Origin of the sequence: Phenylobacterium sp. NIBR 498073 (assembly GCF_027286305.1) — a bacterium.
Lineage (GTDB): Bacteria > Pseudomonadota > Alphaproteobacteria > Caulobacterales > Caulobacteraceae > Phenylobacterium.
In genome coordinates, this window is the sequence record NZ_CP114599.1 from 2,545,485 (window position 1) to 2,561,408 (window position 15,924).

At 68.4% G+C, this 15,924-nt stretch carries 13 protein-coding genes; 11 read left to right on the plus strand and 2 right to left on the minus strand.

Annotated features, from left to right (window positions below; translation table 11 throughout):
- Positions 1–23 precede the first annotated feature (23 nt).
- Positions 24–839: a potassium channel family protein gene (locus O4N75_RS12675; RefSeq protein ID WP_269625898.1), complete on the plus strand. Its 816-nt coding sequence runs from the start codon at positions 24–26 to the stop codon at positions 837–839.
- Between the two features lie 108 nt (positions 840–947).
- Here the strand turns inward: O4N75_RS12675 and O4N75_RS12680 are convergent, their stop codons facing one another.
- Positions 948–1,118 carry a hypothetical protein gene (locus O4N75_RS12680; protein WP_269625899.1) on the minus strand — a complete coding sequence of 57 codons (171 nt, stop codon included), beginning with the start codon at positions 1,116–1,118 and terminating at the stop codon, positions 948–950.
- Positions 1,119–1,454: 336 nt separating this feature from the next.
- Between O4N75_RS12680 and O4N75_RS12685 the strand changes: the two genes are divergently transcribed.
- From O4N75_RS12685 to O4N75_RS12730, 10 genes are all read left to right on the plus strand, one after another.
- Positions 1,455–3,236, plus strand: a complete 1,782-nt coding sequence (locus O4N75_RS12685; RefSeq protein WP_269625900.1) for an FAD-dependent oxidoreductase — start codon at positions 1,455–1,457, stop codon at positions 3,234–3,236.
- Positions 3,227–5,053, plus strand: coding sequence for a 2-oxoacid:acceptor oxidoreductase subunit alpha (locus O4N75_RS12690; protein WP_269625901.1), 1,827 nt, complete (start codon positions 3,227–3,229; stop codon positions 5,051–5,053). The genes O4N75_RS12685 and O4N75_RS12690 overlap by 10 nt, the downstream gene beginning before the upstream one ends.
- Entirely contained in the window at positions 5,050–6,105 is a 1,056-nt protein-coding gene (locus O4N75_RS12695) for a 2-oxoacid:ferredoxin oxidoreductase subunit beta (RefSeq protein ID WP_269625902.1), read from the plus strand. The genes O4N75_RS12690 and O4N75_RS12695 overlap by 4 nt, the downstream gene beginning before the upstream one ends.
- Before the next feature lie 100 nt (positions 6,106–6,205).
- Complete coding sequence (locus tag O4N75_RS12700) at positions 6,206–8,869, plus strand: hypothetical protein (RefSeq protein WP_269625903.1); 2,664 nt, start codon at positions 6,206–6,208, stop codon at positions 8,867–8,869.
- A 94-nt stretch (positions 8,870–8,963) separates the two neighbouring features.
- Positions 8,964–9,896: an NAD-dependent epimerase/dehydratase family protein gene (locus O4N75_RS12705; protein WP_269625904.1), complete on the plus strand. Its 933-nt coding sequence runs from the start codon at positions 8,964–8,966 to the stop codon at positions 9,894–9,896.
- A gap of 2 nt (positions 9,897–9,898) precedes the next feature.
- A complete protein-coding gene (locus O4N75_RS12710; protein ID WP_269625905.1) occupies positions 9,899–11,194 on the plus strand; it encodes an NAD(P)/FAD-dependent oxidoreductase in 1,296 nt (431 codons plus the stop codon).
- Positions 11,187–11,615, plus strand: a complete 429-nt coding sequence (locus O4N75_RS12715; protein ID WP_269625906.1) for a GtrA family protein — start codon at positions 11,187–11,189, stop codon at positions 11,613–11,615. Before O4N75_RS12710 ends, O4N75_RS12715 begins: the two co-directional genes overlap by 8 nt.
- The gene (locus O4N75_RS12720) at positions 11,612–13,081 is read left to right on the plus strand and encodes a UbiA family prenyltransferase (protein ID WP_269625907.1); all 1,470 of its coding nucleotides are present in this window, start codon (positions 11,612–11,614) and stop codon (positions 13,079–13,081) included. The genes O4N75_RS12715 and O4N75_RS12720 overlap by 4 nt, the downstream gene beginning before the upstream one ends.
- A complete protein-coding gene (locus O4N75_RS12725) occupies positions 13,072–14,409 on the plus strand; it encodes an FAD-binding oxidoreductase (RefSeq protein WP_269625908.1) in 1,338 nt (445 codons plus the stop codon). The genes O4N75_RS12720 and O4N75_RS12725 overlap by 10 nt, the downstream gene beginning before the upstream one ends.
- A complete protein-coding gene (locus O4N75_RS12730) occupies positions 14,399–15,169 on the plus strand; it encodes an SDR family NAD(P)-dependent oxidoreductase (protein ID WP_269625909.1) in 771 nt (256 codons plus the stop codon). The genes O4N75_RS12725 and O4N75_RS12730 overlap by 11 nt, the downstream gene beginning before the upstream one ends.
- 17 nt (positions 15,170–15,186) lie before the next feature.
- Here O4N75_RS12730 and O4N75_RS12735 read toward each other — a convergent pair whose 3' ends face one another.
- Entirely contained in the window at positions 15,187–15,915 is a 729-nt protein-coding gene (locus tag O4N75_RS12735; RefSeq protein WP_269625910.1) for a PepSY domain-containing protein, read from the minus strand.
- Between the last annotated feature and the right edge of the window lie 9 nt (positions 15,916–15,924).

Consider the following 15,924-nt stretch of genomic DNA (forward strand, 5'->3'; position numbering starts at 1 on the left):
GCCGAGCCGCCTATGGTTGCGGCATGCCTCCCGCCGACGCGACCTCGCCCCCCGAACCTGGCCAGCGCCGTCTCGCTCCACGCATTCGCGCCCGGCTGCACGAGCTCTATTTCGGGAAGTCCGAACGGTCGGTGCGCTTCCGCCTGACCGTGATCGCGATCGATTTCGTGATGATCGCGTTCTTCATCGCCGCGCCGCTGCTGCGCGACACCCCGGCCTTCCTGTTCATCGACTACGCCATGGCGCTGGTGCTGGCGACTGACCTGGTGGCGCGGGCGCTGGCGAGCGACAACCTGGCCGCCTGGATTCGGCGGCCGGTGACCTGGATCGACCTGTTCGTCCTGGTCACGCTGCTGTTTCCGCTTTGGCTGTTCAACCTGGCCTTCCTGCGGGTGCTGCGGCTCTGGACCCTCGTCCACTCCGAGTTCTTCTGGGACACAGTCGGCCGCCGCTACAACGAGACTCGCTGGGAAGACGTGATCCGCGCGGCTTCGACGCTGATCACCTTCATCTTCATCATGACCGGGTTCGTCTATACGAGCTTCGCGCGCACCGAGGGCATCGGCGGCTACATCGACGCGCTCTACTTCACCATCGCGACCCTGACGACCACCGGCTTCGGCGACATCACCCTGCCCGGGGCCTGGGGCCGGGTGATCTCGATCGTGACCATGCTGACCGGGATCACGCTGTTCGTGCGCCTGGCCCAGGCCCTCTTCCGGCCCTACAAGATCCGCTTCACCTGCCCCACCTGCGGCTTACGCAGGCACGACGTGGACGCCGTCCACTGCAAGGCGTGCGGCGAGCTGCTCAACATTCCGAACGACGACGAGGTCTAGAATCGTGCCCGAGGAAGCCCGCCTGATCTATCTGCTGGGGGTGCTGGTGCTGCTCGCGCCCGCGGGCATGGCGGCGTTGCGCCGCCTGCTTCGCAAGCGCGACAAGCCCTAGAGCGCGCGCGCCAGGCGCAGGTTCTCGGCGTGCTCGGCCTGCGCGCGGCGCAGGTTGATTTCCAGCGACAGGCTGTCCTGGCCGTCTTCGACCACGGCTTCGATCATGGTTTCGGCGACATCGGCGTCGTCGAACGGGGACGCGACTTCGAACGGTTGGTTCGGCATCGGAGGACCTCCTTGGCTGGTTGGTGAAATTGTTAAGCAAAGCTTGACGACAACCAAGCCCTTTCGCGTAACAGGCGCGTGAAATTCACCCGGTTTCACAGCAACTTGAGCGGTCAGGCGCCGCGCCGAGGCCAGGCGCCCCTCTGATGCGGCGCCCACGACGTCAGTCGATGAAATCGCCGCCTCAGTCGTCGAAGTCCGCAAGAAATGTATTGGCTACCGCCGCGATAGGGTCCTACCATCCCTTAGAACGCTGCGTCGCGGTAAGGCGAGTCTGCTTTCACTGACCCTCGTCTTCGCAACCGCGAAAGAATGGCGTGTGGGAAGGAAGCGATTGTGCAGCGCACCAGTACCGAGGGGCCAGACTACTTTCATAAAGTCGTCGATTGCCAGTGGGCCTGCCCGGCCCACACGCCTGTTCCAGAGTACATCCGCCTGATCGCCGAGGGCAGGTACTCAGACGCCTACATGGTCAACTGGAAGTCGAACGTCTTCCCCGGAATTCTGGGGCGGACCTGCGACAGACCGTGCGAGCCGGCCTGCCGACGCGGGCGAGTCGAGGACGAACCGGTGGCGATCTGCCGCCTGAAGCGTGTCGCCGCCGACAACAAGGAGGACATCACGGGCCGGCTGCCTGCGCCGGTCGCGGTGTCCAATGGCAAGCGTGTGGCGCTGGTCGGCGCCGGGCCGGCCTCGCTGACCGTCGCGCGCGACCTGGCGCCCCTGGGCTACGAGCTGACCCTGTTCGACGGCGAGGCCAAGGCCGGCGGGATGATCCGCAGCCAGATTCCCCGTTTCCGGCTGCCTGAAGAAGTGATCGACGAGGAGGTCGGCTACGTCACCGGCCTGGGCATGGACGTGCGGCTGGGCGAGCGGGTCGACAGCCTCAAGGCGCTGCTGGCCGAAGGCTACGACGCGGTGTTCATCGGCTCAGGCGCGCCGCGCGGACGCGACCTCGACCTGCCGGGACGGCAGGAGGCCGCCGCCAATATCCACATCGGCATCGACTGGCTGAGCAACGTCTCGTTCGGCCATGTCGACCAGATCGGCCGCCGGGTGATCGTGCTGGGCGGCGGCAACACGGCCATGGACTGCTGCCGCACTTCGCGGCGGCTGGGCGGGCAGGACGTCAAGGTGATCGTCCGCTCGGGCTTCGAGGAGATGAAAGCCAGCCCTTGGGAGAAGGAAGACGCGCTCCACGAAGACATTCCGATCCTCAACTACCTGGTGCCCAAGGCCTTCACCCATGAGGGCGGCAAACTCACCGGCGTGACCTTCGAGAAGGTGCGCCCCGAATACGACGCCAAGGGCCGTCGCAGCCTGGTCCCCGCCGGAGAGCCCGACGAGCACTACGCGTGCGACGACGTGCTGATCGCCGTCGGCCAAGAGAACGCCTTTCCGTGGATCGAGCGCGACATCGGCCTGACCTTCGATGCGTGGGGCATGCCGACGGTCGATCCCCTCACCTTCCAATCGACTCTGGCCAACGTGTTCTTCGGCGGCGACGCCGCCTTCGGGCCCAAGAACATCATCTGGGCGGTCGCCCACGGCCATGACGCGGCGATCTCCATCGACAAGTTGTGCAAGGCCGAGGATCTGAACGACCGTCCGCCTCCAGGCACGTCGATGACGAGCCAGAAGATGGGCATCCACGAGTGGAGCTATGACAACGATCCGGCCAACGACGCCCGCTATCGCGTGCCGCTGCTCGACAAGGGCGAGGCGCTGAAGGACGTCCGGCTGGAGGTCGAGTTGGGCTTTGACCGGGCGACGGCCTATCGCGAGACCCAGCGCTGCCTGAATTGCGACGTGCAGACGGTCTTCGCCGAGTCGGCCTGCATCGAATGCGACGCCTGCGTCGACATCTGCCCGACCGACTGCATCACCTTCACCGAGAACGGCGACGAGGCCGACCTGCGCGGCCGGCTGAAGGCCCCGTCGCTGAACCTGGAGCAGGCGCTGTTCGTCTCTGGCGACCTGCCGACCGGACGGGTGATGGTCAAGGACGAGGACGTCTGCCTGCACTGTGGGCTCTGCGCCGAACGCTGTCCTACCGGCGCGTGGGACATGCAGAAGTTCCTGTTGGAAATGACCCATGCGGGGGGATCATGCCGCTAGAGGCGCTCAACGATTTCGTCGTCAAGTTCGCGAACGTCAACGGTTCCGGGTCGGCCAGCGCCAACAGCATGTTCGCCAAGGCGATCCTGCGCATGGGCGTGCCGGTGGCGGCGCGCAACATCTTCCCCTCCAATATTCAGGGCCTGCCGACTTGGTTTGAAGTGCGTGTGACCGAGGCGGGCCATCTGGGTCGCCGCGGCGGCGTCGACCTGATGGTGGCGATGAACCCGCAGACCTGGGACCGCGACGTCGCCGAGATCGAGCCGGGCGGCTACCTGTTCTACGACTCCACCAAGCCGTTGCCGCCATCCAAGTTCCGCGACGACGTCACGGTGGTCGGCGTGCCGCTGACCGCGATGTGCAATGCGGCCTACCAGATCCCGCGCGAGCGCCAGCTATTCAAGAACATCATCTATGTCGGGGCCCTGGCCGCCTTGCTCGACATCGAGATGGGCGTCATCGAGCAACTGCTGGGCGAGCAGTTCGCCGGCAAGGACCGGCTCATCGCCGCCAATGTCGCCGCGCTCCACATGGGTCGCGACTACGTGGCCCAAAACCTCTCGCCCCTGCGCCTCCGGGTGCGGCGCGCCGATCGCGTCGGCGATCGCATCTTCGTCGAGGGCAACGCCGCCGCGGCGCTGGGCGCAGTCTATGGCGGGGCGACCGTCTGCGCGTGGTATCCGATCACCCCCTCGACCTCGCTGGCCGAGGCCTTCACCAGCTATTGCGAGGACCTGCGCACCGACCCCGAAACCGGCAAGGCGCGCTATGCCATCGTCCAGGCCGAGGACGAAATCGCCTCGATCGGGGTGGTCGTCGGGGCCGGCTGGAACGGCGCCCGGGCGTTCACGGCCACCTCGGGACCGGGCGTGTCCCTGATGACCGAGTTCATCGGCCTCTCCTACTTCGCCGAAATCCCGGCGGTGATCTTCGACGTCCAGCGCGGGGGTCCGTCCACCGGCATGCCGACCCGCACCCAGCAGGCCGACCTGCTCGCCGCCGCCTATGCCGGCCATGGCGACACCAAGCACCCGCTGCTGCTGCCGGCCGACCCCGGTGAGTGCTTCGAGATGGGCGCCCAGGCCTTCGACCTGGCCGACCGCCTGCAGACTACGGTCTTCGTCATGCTCGACCTCGACATCGGCATGAACGAATGGCTGACCCAGCCCTTCGAGTGGGACGACGCTCGCGCGCTCGATCGCGGCAAGGTCATGACCTACGACGATCTGGAGGCTGGCCGCGACTTCGGTCGCTACCTCGAGGTCGACGGCGATGGCATCCCGTATCGCACCTATCCCGGCACGCACCCGACCAAGGGCGGCTACTTCACCCGCGGGACATCGCGCAATCCCTACGCCCGCTACAGTGAGGAAGGGGCGGTCTACGTCGGCAATATGGAGCGTCTGCTTCGGAAGTTCGACACCGCGCGGCGGCTGGTGCCAGGGCCGATCGCCCGGAACGCGACGCGCGCCACCCGGGACGGCGTGATCTATTTCGGCTCGAGCACGCCGGCCGTGCACGAGGCCCTGGGCAGCCTTGAGCACGCGGGACTGCATCTCGACGCCCTGCGGGTCCGCGGCTTTCCGTTCGCCGACGAGATCTTCGACTTCATCGCCGCCCACGACCGGGTCTTCGTCATTGAGCAGAACCGCGACGCTCAGTTGCGGACGCTGCTGATCAACGAGGGCGAAATCGATCCGTCGCGGCTGACCGCCGTGCTGCACTACGACGGCACCCCGATCACCGCGCGCTTCATCACCGATGCGGTCACCAGGCTGATGAGCGAGCGCAGGCCCATGCCGGAGGCGGCCGAATGACCTACATCACCAAGCCGCAACTGCATCACCCGCAGCTCAAGCCCAATGCGCTCGGCTACACCCGGCGCGACTACGAAGGCGCGGTCTCGACCCTGTGCGCCGGCTGCGGCCACGATTCGATTTCGTCGGCGATCATTCAGGCCTGCTACGAGCTGGACCTGCCGCCGCATCGGGTCGCCAAGCTTTCGGGCATCGGCTGCTCGTCGAAGACGCCCGACTATTTCCTTGGGAACTCGCACGGTTTCAACACCGTCCACGGGCGCATGCCGTCGGTGCTGACGGGCGCCAACCTCGCCAACCGCGACCTGATCTATCTGGGCGTTTCAGGCGACGGCGACAGCGCGTCCATCGGGCTGGGTCAGTTCGCCCACTCGATCCGCCGCGGCGTGAACATGCTCTACATCGTCGAGAACAACGGTGTGTACGGCCTGACCAAGGGCCAGTTCTCGGCGACCTCGGACAAGGGCTCGAAGTCGAAGAAGGGCGTGATCAACCACGACGCCGGCATCGACCTGGTCAGCCTAGCGCTGCAAATGGGCGCGACATTCGTGGCGCGGTCCTTCTCCGGCGACAAGAACCAACTCGTGCCGCTGATCAAGGCCGCGCTGAGCCACAAGGGCGCGGCGTTCATCGACTGCATCAGCCCGTGCGTGCAGTTCAACAACCACGCCGGCTCCACCAAGTCCTACGACTATGTGCGCGAGCACAACGAAGCGGTGAACCGCATGGACCTCGTGCCGGCGCGCACCCCCATCACCATCGACTATGCCCCGGGGGAGACCGTCCCGGTCGCTCAGCACGACGGCTCGATCCTGCACCTTCACAAGCTGGCCGAGCATTACGACCCGTCCGATCGGGTCGGGGCGCTCGCCTACCTGCAAGCGCGCCAGGCGCTGGGGGAGATTGTCACCGGGCTGCTATTTCTCGATCCTGAGGCGCGCGACCTGCATGAGAACCTGGGCACCGTCGACGTTCCGCTGAATTCGCTGGGCGAGCGCGAACTGTCCCCAGGCGCGGCCGCCCTGGCCCGGATCAACGCCTCGCTTCGATAGTCGGCCACGCCACAACTCCCGCTGGTGCCCGCAGCCAGCTAACCTATGGTCTTCGGCCGTCGCTGATTCATCGGCGGACCGGAAGGGGAGCGATCTGGGCATGTGGTTGCTGCGCGCGGCGCTTTGCGCCCTGGCTCTGCTGAGCCTCGCCATCGCGATCGCGCCTGAGCCCCCGGCCGCGCCGATGCTCGGCATGAAGACCCAGGTCATCGTCGGAAAGCCGGACACCGTTCCCCTGGCCGGCGCAGTGGTCCTCGACAGTGCGCTCCGGGCCGGCACGCCCCGTGATTCCGCGCTCTATCGCTCAACCTCGCCGGCAGGCGTTCGGCCGTTGGCGCTGGAGATGGGGCCGCTGAAGCCGGTCGATTTCGTCGGGGTGACGTACCAGGGCGCGATCCGCGAGTACGAGACACACAATGCGCTCTACCTGCGTTGCTCGACACACCAGCAGATCAGGCCCATCGCCGGCGGCGCCACGGAGGGAACCTACACCGAGGCCATCGTGCCCCTGGGCCGGGCCTGGTGTCCAGGCGGCGAAGTGTTCCTGCGGCTCGTCGGAACGTCCGAGTTCCGGCACGTCGGCGTCGCCCCGCCCTACGAGGTCTCTGCGCTGAGCTACCTCAAGCAATCCTATCTCGGGTACGCCGGCTATCTGCTCTTGGCGTTCGCCGTCGTGTTCGCGGCGTTCTTCACAGGCGGGCTCGCGGCCAGAGCCGCCCGCAGCGGGGTCGATCCGGTGCTCGGCGGCTTCCTTGGCCTCGCCGTCGCGTCGCTGGCCATGTTCTATCTCTATGCGTGGACGCCTGCGCCCCCATTCAGCGGACTATTGCTGATCGGCGCGGTGGTGGCGATCGCGATCGGCGCACGCTGGAAAGCGCCCGACCTCGCCAGGTCCGTCTGGCGCGCCCAGAAGGCCCCGGTCTACGCTTGGTTCCTGACCGCCTTTCTCGTCTTCACCGTCCTGCATCTCGGCGCGACCGGATCGGGGGTCTGGGAACCGGCACGGAGGTTCGCACCGGCGGTCTGGTCCTCCGACCACCTGTTGCCGGGCCTGTTCGCTGAGACCGTGCGGCTTGGGACCCATCCTTTGCAGACCCCGCCGGGCGACTGGTCGCTCAGCGATCGCCCGCCGCTGATGGCCGGCGGCTACCTACTGTTCGCCGACCTCTTTGCATTGCTGCAAGCGAACAATGACGGCGCACATCTGCAGCCCGTCGCGCTCGGCGTGGGCGGCATATCGCTTTCGGCGCTGTGGGCGGCGGCGTTCTACTGGGCCGTGCACCGGGCGGCCAAGCTGCCGCCTGCAGTCGCCGCGACCGGCGTCCTGCTCGTGGCGCTCACCCCGTTCGCGCTATTCAACACCGGTTACACGTGGCCGAAGCTGATGGGCGCGGCGTTCAGTATCGCCGCGGCAGGGTACGCCTTCCGGCTGCGGCCCTCGCCCCGCGCCTCGATCGGCGAGACCGCGACGTTCGGCGGGCTCACTGGCTTCGCCATGCTCTGCCACGCGGCCTCGTCGTTCTTCCTTGCGCCGGTGGCTGTGGTCTACTTCGTAACCCGCCTGTGGCGTTCGCCCAAGGCGCTGCTGGCCGGAGCCGCGGTCGGCCTCGCCCTGCTGGCGAGTTGGTCGGCGCACAAGGCCACCGCGCTGCCGAGCCAGGATCCCCTGCTCGCCTACGCCCTGACCGGCGAACTGCAGCTCGCCCCCAACCAGTCGCTGACCGAACGGCTGGCCACGCGCTACCAGAGCCACACCGCCGTGGAATGGCTCCAGACCAAGGCCGAGATCGCCGCCTATCTGTTCACGCCCAGCCCGCCGCAGGCGCCCGAGCCGCTGGCGCGCCCCCTCGGCGCCGGAGAGACCGACCTGGCCGGCTCGCTGCGGCGCTGGGACTTCTACGCCCTCAGCGCCGGCAACGTCGCCTTGCTGCTGCTGGGCGCGCTGGCGCTCTGGAGCGTTGCGCGCCGGCGTCCCGGCCCCCCGCAGACCGCGATGGCCGGCCGCCTGCTCGTCTCTGTCGCCGGGTGCTACGCGCTGTTCGTGGGCGTGACCTTCCTTGCGCTCTTCCTGCACCAGTTCAGCTACGACGCCATTCTGGCGCTCGCCCTCGCGGGCGTCGTGGCAATCGGCGCCGCGCGTTGGGGCCGCAAGGCGCTGCTGGCCCTGACCGCGGGCACAGGGCTCTATACGGGCCTTGTCTGGGTCGCCGCGCCGCTGGGCGGGCTGATCACCCTGGATCTTGCGGCGTTGGCGACGCTGATCCTGACCGGGCTGGGGCTCACGCTCGCCTGGCGCCGGATCGGCGCGGTTTCGCGCCGCGGCACAGCCCTCGTCGCGCTTGGCCTCGCCGCGCTCGCTGGCGGATGCCTCGCGCTTCGGCCGGACGCCGTCGTGCGCCATGCGAGCCCTCCGGACCTGGCCTACATGTCGCGGCTCGTCGCCAATCCGGCGGTGGATCCCGCACGCTGCCGCGGCAGCCTCGATGGCGTCGTGCGACGCAAGGCCGGCGGCTGGCGGGTGTTCGGCTGGGCGTGGGACGTTGCAGCCGGGGCGCCGGTCAAGGCCATCGCAGTGGTCGACAACGGCTTGATCCTTCGGGCGGCCGTCGCCGACGATCCCCGCCCCGACGTGCCCGCCGCCCTCCCGACGGTGACCGACGCCAATGTCGGCTGGCGTCTCGACGTCGAGAAACCTCCGCTGCGCCCGCAGGTGCTGGTCACGCTCGCCGACGGTTCGAACTGTGCGCTCTGGGCCGCCCCCTGATGAGCGACAGAATCGACCCATGCTCGCTGCGCCCGGCCGCAAGGCCTAAGCCGACGCGGTCCGTCGGCGAGCTATCCCAAAAGCGTGTTCTTCCATGATGCAGCGTATCCTCGTCACCGGCGCCGCAGGCCTCGTCGGCCAGAACCTGATCGCCCAGCTGGCGCGGACAGGCGAGTTCGACCTGGTGGCCGTCGACAAGCACCCGCAGAACACCGCCATCCTCCAGCGCCTGCATCCGCAGCTGCAGGTGATCACCGCCGACTTGGCCGAACCCGGCGCGTGGGAGGATGTCGCGGCGGCCTGCGACGCGGTGGTCATGCTGCAGGCGCAGATCGGCGGGCTCGATCCGGAAGCGTTCCGCCGCAACAACATCGTCTCGACCGAACGGGTGCTGGCCGCCGCCGCGCGCGGCAAGCGCCCCTATGTCGTCCACGTCAGTTCGTCGGTGGTGAACTCCCAGGCCTGCGACCTCTACACCGAGAGCAAGAAAGCCCAGGAAGCCATCGTGGCGCATTGTGAGCTGCCGCACGTGATCCTGCGGCCGACGCTGATGTTCGGATGGTTCGACCGCAAGCACCTGGGCTGGCTGGCCCGCTTCATGCGCCGCGCGCCGGTGTTCCCGATCCCCGGTGACGGCCGCTATCTGCGTCAGCCGCTCTACGCGGGCGACTTCGCAGCCATCATCGGCGCCTGCCTGCGCGAGCGTCGGGAGGGGACCTTCAACATCTCCGGCCAGGAGCGGATCGACTACATCGACCTTATCCGGCAGATCCGCGACACCGACGGATCGCGGACGCCCATCGTCAAGATTCCGGTCTGGCTCTTCAGTTTCCTGCTGAAGACCTACGCGATCTTCGACCGCAACCCGCCGTTCACCACCGCGCAGCTGAAGGCGTTGCGGACGCCCGACGTGTTCGAGGTAATCGACTGGCCGGGCACCTTTGGCGTGCGGGCCACCCCGCTGCGCGAGGCGCTGAGCGCCACTCTGAAGGACCCCGCCTACGCCGATGTCGAGCTGACGTTCTGACCATGGCGCTGACGGACGACAGACTGCTGGTGATCGGCGCAGGGCCAATGGGGCTGGCCGCCGCCTACTACGCCGCCAAGGCCGGCTGGAAGGTCGAGGTGCTGGAGGCCGGCGACCGGCCTGGCGGCATGGCCGCGCACTTCGACTTCAACGGCCTGTCGCTTGAGCGATTCTATCACTTCTGCTGCCGCAGCGACGCCGACACCACCGCCCTGCTCGCCGAGCTCGGCCTGCCGCCGATCCGCTGGGTCCCGACCAGGATGGGCTTCTACGTCGACGGCAAGCTGCACCCGTGGGGGGATCCGATCTCGCTGCTGACCTTCCCCGGCATGAACCTGGTCGAGAAGGTCCGCTACGGCCTGCAGGCCTATCTCTCGACCAAGCGCTCGGACTGGCGGCGGCTGGACAGGATCAGCGCCGCCGACTGGTTCCGCGCCTGGTGCGGGCAGCGGGTCTACGACAAGCTCTGGCGCCCGCTGTTCGAGCTGAAATTCTACGAGTACGCCGAGAGCATCTCGGCGGCCTGGGTCTGGCAACGGATCAAGCGGCTCGGCCGCTCGCGCCGCTCGCTGTTCCAGGAGGAACTAGGCTACATCGAGGGCGGCTCCGAGGCGCTGGTCACGGCCCTCACGGCGGCGATCGAAAAGCTGGGCGGCAAGGTCCATCTGTCGACCCCGGCCAGGCGCCTGCTGATCGAGGCCGGCCAGGTCCAGGGCGTCGAAGCCGCGGACGGTCGCCGGTTCGAGGCCAGCCACGTGATCTCGACGGTCGCCATGCCCTACGCCGCCGCGATGCTGGCCGACCATCCGGATCTGGCTGGCGCCTATTCGCAGTTCGAGAACGTCGGCGTGGTCTGCGTCGTCCACCAGTTGGCCAAGCCGGTCACCGCGAACTTCTGGGTCAACATCTCCGACCCGGCCATCGGCGCGCCCGGCTTCGTCGAATTCTCGAACCTTCGCCCCCTCGACCGGCATATCGTCTACGTCCCCAATTACATGCCGACGTCCAACGCCGCGTTCGGCCGAACCGACGAGGCCTTCGTCGATGAAAGCTATGGCTATCTGCAGCGGGTGAACCCGACCTTGGGCGCCTCGGACCGCATCGCCAGCCATGTCGCGCGGCTGCGCTACGCCCAGCCGGTCTGCGACGTCGGCTTCGCCGACAGGATCCCCGATCCGCAGACGCCGGTGGCCGGTCTTCAGATTGCAGACACCTGCTTCTACTATCCAGAGGATCGCGGCGTGTCCGAGAGCATCGGCTATGCGCGGCGCCTGGTGGAGAACCTTCCGCGTGCATGAGCGCCTGCGCCCATTGCTGAGCCGGCAGTTCGCGGCCTTCCTGCTGGTCGGCGGGACCGCGGCAGCGGCGCAGTGGCTGAGCCGCTTCGCCTTCAGCCACGCCCTGCCCTATGCAGCAGCCGTAGTCTGCGCGTACGCGGTCGGCGTGCTGGTCGCCTTCGAGCTCAACCGGCGTTTCGTCTTTCCCAGCGCGCCGGGCGACCGCCGCGGGCAGTTCATGCGCTTCCTGGCGGTCAACGTCGTCTCGTTCGCCGTCGTTTGGCTGGTCTCCATGCTGCTTGGCGAGCTGCTGCTGCCACGGTTCATGCCGCGCCCCTGGGCTGAGGCCATCGGGCACGGCGTGGGCGTGCTGTCGCCGGCGGTGCTTAGCTTCGCCCTGCACAAGCGCTACACGTTCCGATCCCACGGACCCGCCAAATGACCCTGCAGTCGAACCTCGAACGCGGGCCGAGCGCCGCCACAGTGCTGGTCGTCGACCTGGACGACACGCTGGTGCGTACCGACACCCTGGCCGAACAGTTCGTGGCCCTGGTGTTCCGCAACCCGCTGGCCGCGCTCATGCTGCTGCCTGTGCTGCTGCGCGGTCGGGCCGCGTTCAAGGCGCGCCTGGCGCACCTGCAGCCGCTGGATCCGGCGGCCCTGCCCTATCACGAGCCGCTGCTCGACTTCCTGCGCCAGCAGAAGCAGCGCTCGCGGCCGATCCATCTGGTCACCGCCGCTCACCAGTCGGTCGCCGACGCGGTGGCCGCCCATTGCGGCCTGTTCGACAGCGCCGAGGGCAGCGACGGCGCGCGGAACCTGAAGGGCGTGCACAAGGCCGAACGGCTGGTCGAGCGCTTTCCCGACGGCTTCGCCTATGCCGGCGACTCTCGCGCCGACTTGAAGGTCTGGGCCAAGGCCCAGGGCGTGGTCCTGGCTGGAGCGGCCGCCACCGTCGCCGTGCAGGCGCGTAAGCTGGGCAAGCCGCTGGAAGCCGAGTTCGAGCGTGATCGCCCGAGCCTGAAGACCTGGCGCAAGGCGCTGCGCCTGCACCAGTGGACGAAGAACCTGCTGGTGTTCCTGCCGCTGCTGCTGTCGCAGAAGTTCACCGATCCGCAGGCGGTGACGCTGAGCCTGGCCGCCTTCGTGGCCATGGGCCTGACCGCCTCGGCGACCTATCTGATCAACGACCTCTCGGACCTGGCTTCGGACCGGCGGCACGCCACCAAGCGTCATCGGCCGCTGGCGGCCGGCGTGCTGCGCATCGAACATGTCGCGGTGGCCGTTCCGCTGCTGCTGGCGGCCTCCGCCGCGTTGGCGCTGGCGACATCGCCGGTGCTGTTGCTGGGGCTGGCGGGCTACGCCGTCCTGACCCTGGCCTACACCTTCCGCCTGAAGCGCCGGGCCATTCTCGACGTCGCGACCCTGGCCTTGCTCTACGCCATCCGCATCGCCATCGGCGCGGCGGTGATCGCCACGCCGCAATCGCCGTGGCTGATCACCTTCTCGCTGTTCTTCTTCTTCTCGATGTCGCTGGCCAAGCGCTACGCCGAGATCCACAACCTGCGGGCCGGCGACGTCTCCCGCCCGCTGCCTGGCCGCGGCTATCGCACGGACGACGGGCCGACGGTCCTGGCGCTCGGCGCGGCCTCCAGCGTCGCCTCGGTGCTGATCGTGGTGACCTATCTGATGGAGGAGGCGTTTCCCTCGAACATCTACGCACAACCCGACTGGCTGTGGGTCGCGCCGCTGCTTCTGATGATCTGGGTCGCGCGGCTGTGGCTGGTCGCCGGACGCGGCGAGTTGGACGAGGATCCGATCGCCTACGCCATCCGCGACCGTTTCAGCTGGAAGCTGATGGGCCCGCTGCTCGCGGCCTTCGTGCTGGCGACGATCGCATGGCCCTGAGCTACCACAGCCAGATCATCGAGCCTTGGGGCCGCACCCCGCGCCTGCCCCACCAGGTCGCGCGCCCGCAACATCAGGACCAGCTGCCCGGCCTGATCGCAGAAGCCTCGGGAAGCGGCGGCCTGCTCGCTGCCGGGCTGCACCGCTCGTACGGCGACAGCGGACTCAATCCAGATGGACTGATGATCTCGATGCGTGGGCTCGACCGCTTCATCGCCTTCGATCCGGCGACCGGCGTCCTGCGCGCCGAGGCCGGGGTCAGCCTCGATGAGATCCTGCGGATGGCCACCCCGCACGGCTGGTTCCTGCCGACCACGCCGGGAACGCGGTTCGTGACCCTGGGCGGGGCCATCGCCAACGACGTACACGGCAAGAACCACCATCGCGCCGGATCGTTCGGTCGGCACGTGCGCCGTATCGGCCTGCTGCGCTCTGACGCCGGCGGCCTGGAATTGTCGGCGCAGGATCGGCCCGAACTGTTCCACGCCACCCTCGGCGGCCTGGGCCTCACCGGCCTCATCGCCTGGGCCGAGATCGCCCTGGCGCCGATCCCAAGCACCTTCGTCGACGAAGAGACCGTGCCCTTCGCCAACCTGCAGGAATATTTCCGGCTGACCGCCGAGAGCGACGGGCGCTTCGAGCACGTCTCGTCGTGGATCGATTGCAGCGCGGGCGGCGCCGCGCTGGGCCGCGGGGTGATGTACCGGGCCAACTGGTCGCCCTCCGGCCCGCTGACCCCGCACGCGCCACGCCAGAAGCTGCAGGTCCCGGTCACCGCTCCGCCGGGCCTGATGAATCGGCTGACGCTGCGCGCCTTCAACGCGGCCTATGGCGGGATGCAGCGGCGGCGGCAGGGGACCGCCCGCAAACACTATGGCGGGGCGTTCTACCCGCTCGACGCCATCGGCGGCTGGAACCGCTTCTACGGCCCGGCCGGCTTCTACCAGCATCAGTTCATGGCGCCGGTGGAGACCCAGCAGGACGCCGTGGCCGAGGCGCTGCGTACCCTTTCGGCCGCTGGCCAGGGCTCGTTCCTGGCCGTGCTCAAGAGCCTGGGCCCGCTGCGCTCGGGCGGCCTTGTATCGTTCGAAGGGCCCGGCGCCTCGCTGGCGCTGGACTTCCCGAACCGCGGCGAGGCGACCCTGGAACTGCTGGAGCGGCTCGACAGCATCGTCGTGGCGGCCGGCGGCAAGGTTTATCCGGCCAAGGACGGGCGCATGTCGGCGGCGACGTTCCGCGCCGGCTATCCGCGCTGGCGCGAGCTCGAGGCTCTGCGCGACCCTCTGTTTTCTTCACGTTTCTGGCGACGAGTGACACATGACCAATAACGCCTGGCGCGGCCGCGGCGTCCTCATTCTGGGCGCGGCCTCGGCCATCGCCGAAGCGGTCGCCCGCGACCTCGCCGCCCAAGGCGCGCAGCTGATGCTGGTGGCCCGCGACGGGGCACGGCTGGAAGCGATCGCCGCCGACCTGCGGGTGCGCGGGTCTCCCAACGTCGCGGTGCGCGCGCTCGACCTGGTGGAATCCGAACCCACCGACGAGTTGCTGCAGTCGCTGGCCGACGCCATCGGCGGTTTCGACACCGCGCTGATCGCGCACGGCCTGCTGGGCGACCAGACCCGCGCCGAACAGGACGCCGCCCACGCCGCGGCGCTGATCGACGTGAACTTCACCTCCGCCGGCCTCTGGGCCCTGGCCCTGGCGCGGCGGCTGGAACGCACCGACGGCAGCAACGGCGTGGTGGCGGCGATCGGCAGCGTGGCCGGCGACCGCGGCCGCAGCTCGAACTTCGTCTATGGCGCGGCCAAGGCCGGCCTGGCGGTGCTCATGCAGGGCCTGGCCCATCGCAGCGCCCTGCACGGCGGCCCCAAGGCCGTCGTCTTCAAGCTGGGCTTCGTCGACACTCCGATGACCGCCGCCCTCGCCAAGGGCGGGCCGCTATGGGCCACGCCGCAGGCGGTGGCCAAGGTCATCGTCAAGGGCCTGAATGGGCGCAGCGCCATCGTCTACGGCCCGTGGTTCTGGCGATACGTCATGCTGATCATCCGGCTGTTGCCCCAGCCGGTGATCGCCCGGATCGACATCTAGTCGTCCGGGCGGCCGGCTCAGCCCTTGGCGCGGCCTTCGCGCAGACGTTCGATCGGGTCGAGCAGGTAGGCGAAGTCCTGACGGCGGAAGCTGCGGAACAGCAGGATCACCCCGCTCAGCGTCAGCCAGGTCACCCCGCTGGCGACGGTGATGATCAGCGGATGATTGAAGCTCTCGCGCTTGGTGTAGTCCATGATGTGGATCATCCAGAAGATGTCCCACAGCCGCCAGGTGTCGTTGCGCAGCAGCGACACCTCGCCCGTGGCGACCGACATGAACAGCGTCGTCTTCCCGGCGTCGGCGAACTCCACGCGCCAGGCCGGCAGGTCGGCGGTGCGTGACTCGACGTCGTGCTTCTCGACCTTGCGGATCGAGGCGACGCCCTCGGGCCCCGCATATGCCGCGGCCGCGAGCGCCCCGGCCCGGGCCGCATCGATGACCATCGGCTGGCCCGTGGCCGCGTCGAGCAGCTTGACCCCTGAGGGCGTCGTCGCCTGATAGACCTGGGTCTGGCCGAGGGTCTTGAGCTGGAGCTTGAGGACCGGCTCGCCCAACGCGGCCCCGACCTGGGACAACGGCAGGGTCTGGGCCGGCAGCATGACCTGGGCGGGCTCGCGAATGGAGCCCTCGCCCGAGACCTTGTGGTGGTCCAGCAGGGCCATCATCGCCCCGCTGATCGACCAGAGCAGCATCTGCAGGCCCAGCACCAGGCCGAACCACTTGTGAAGCGTGCGGATCAGGAACATCGGTCGATC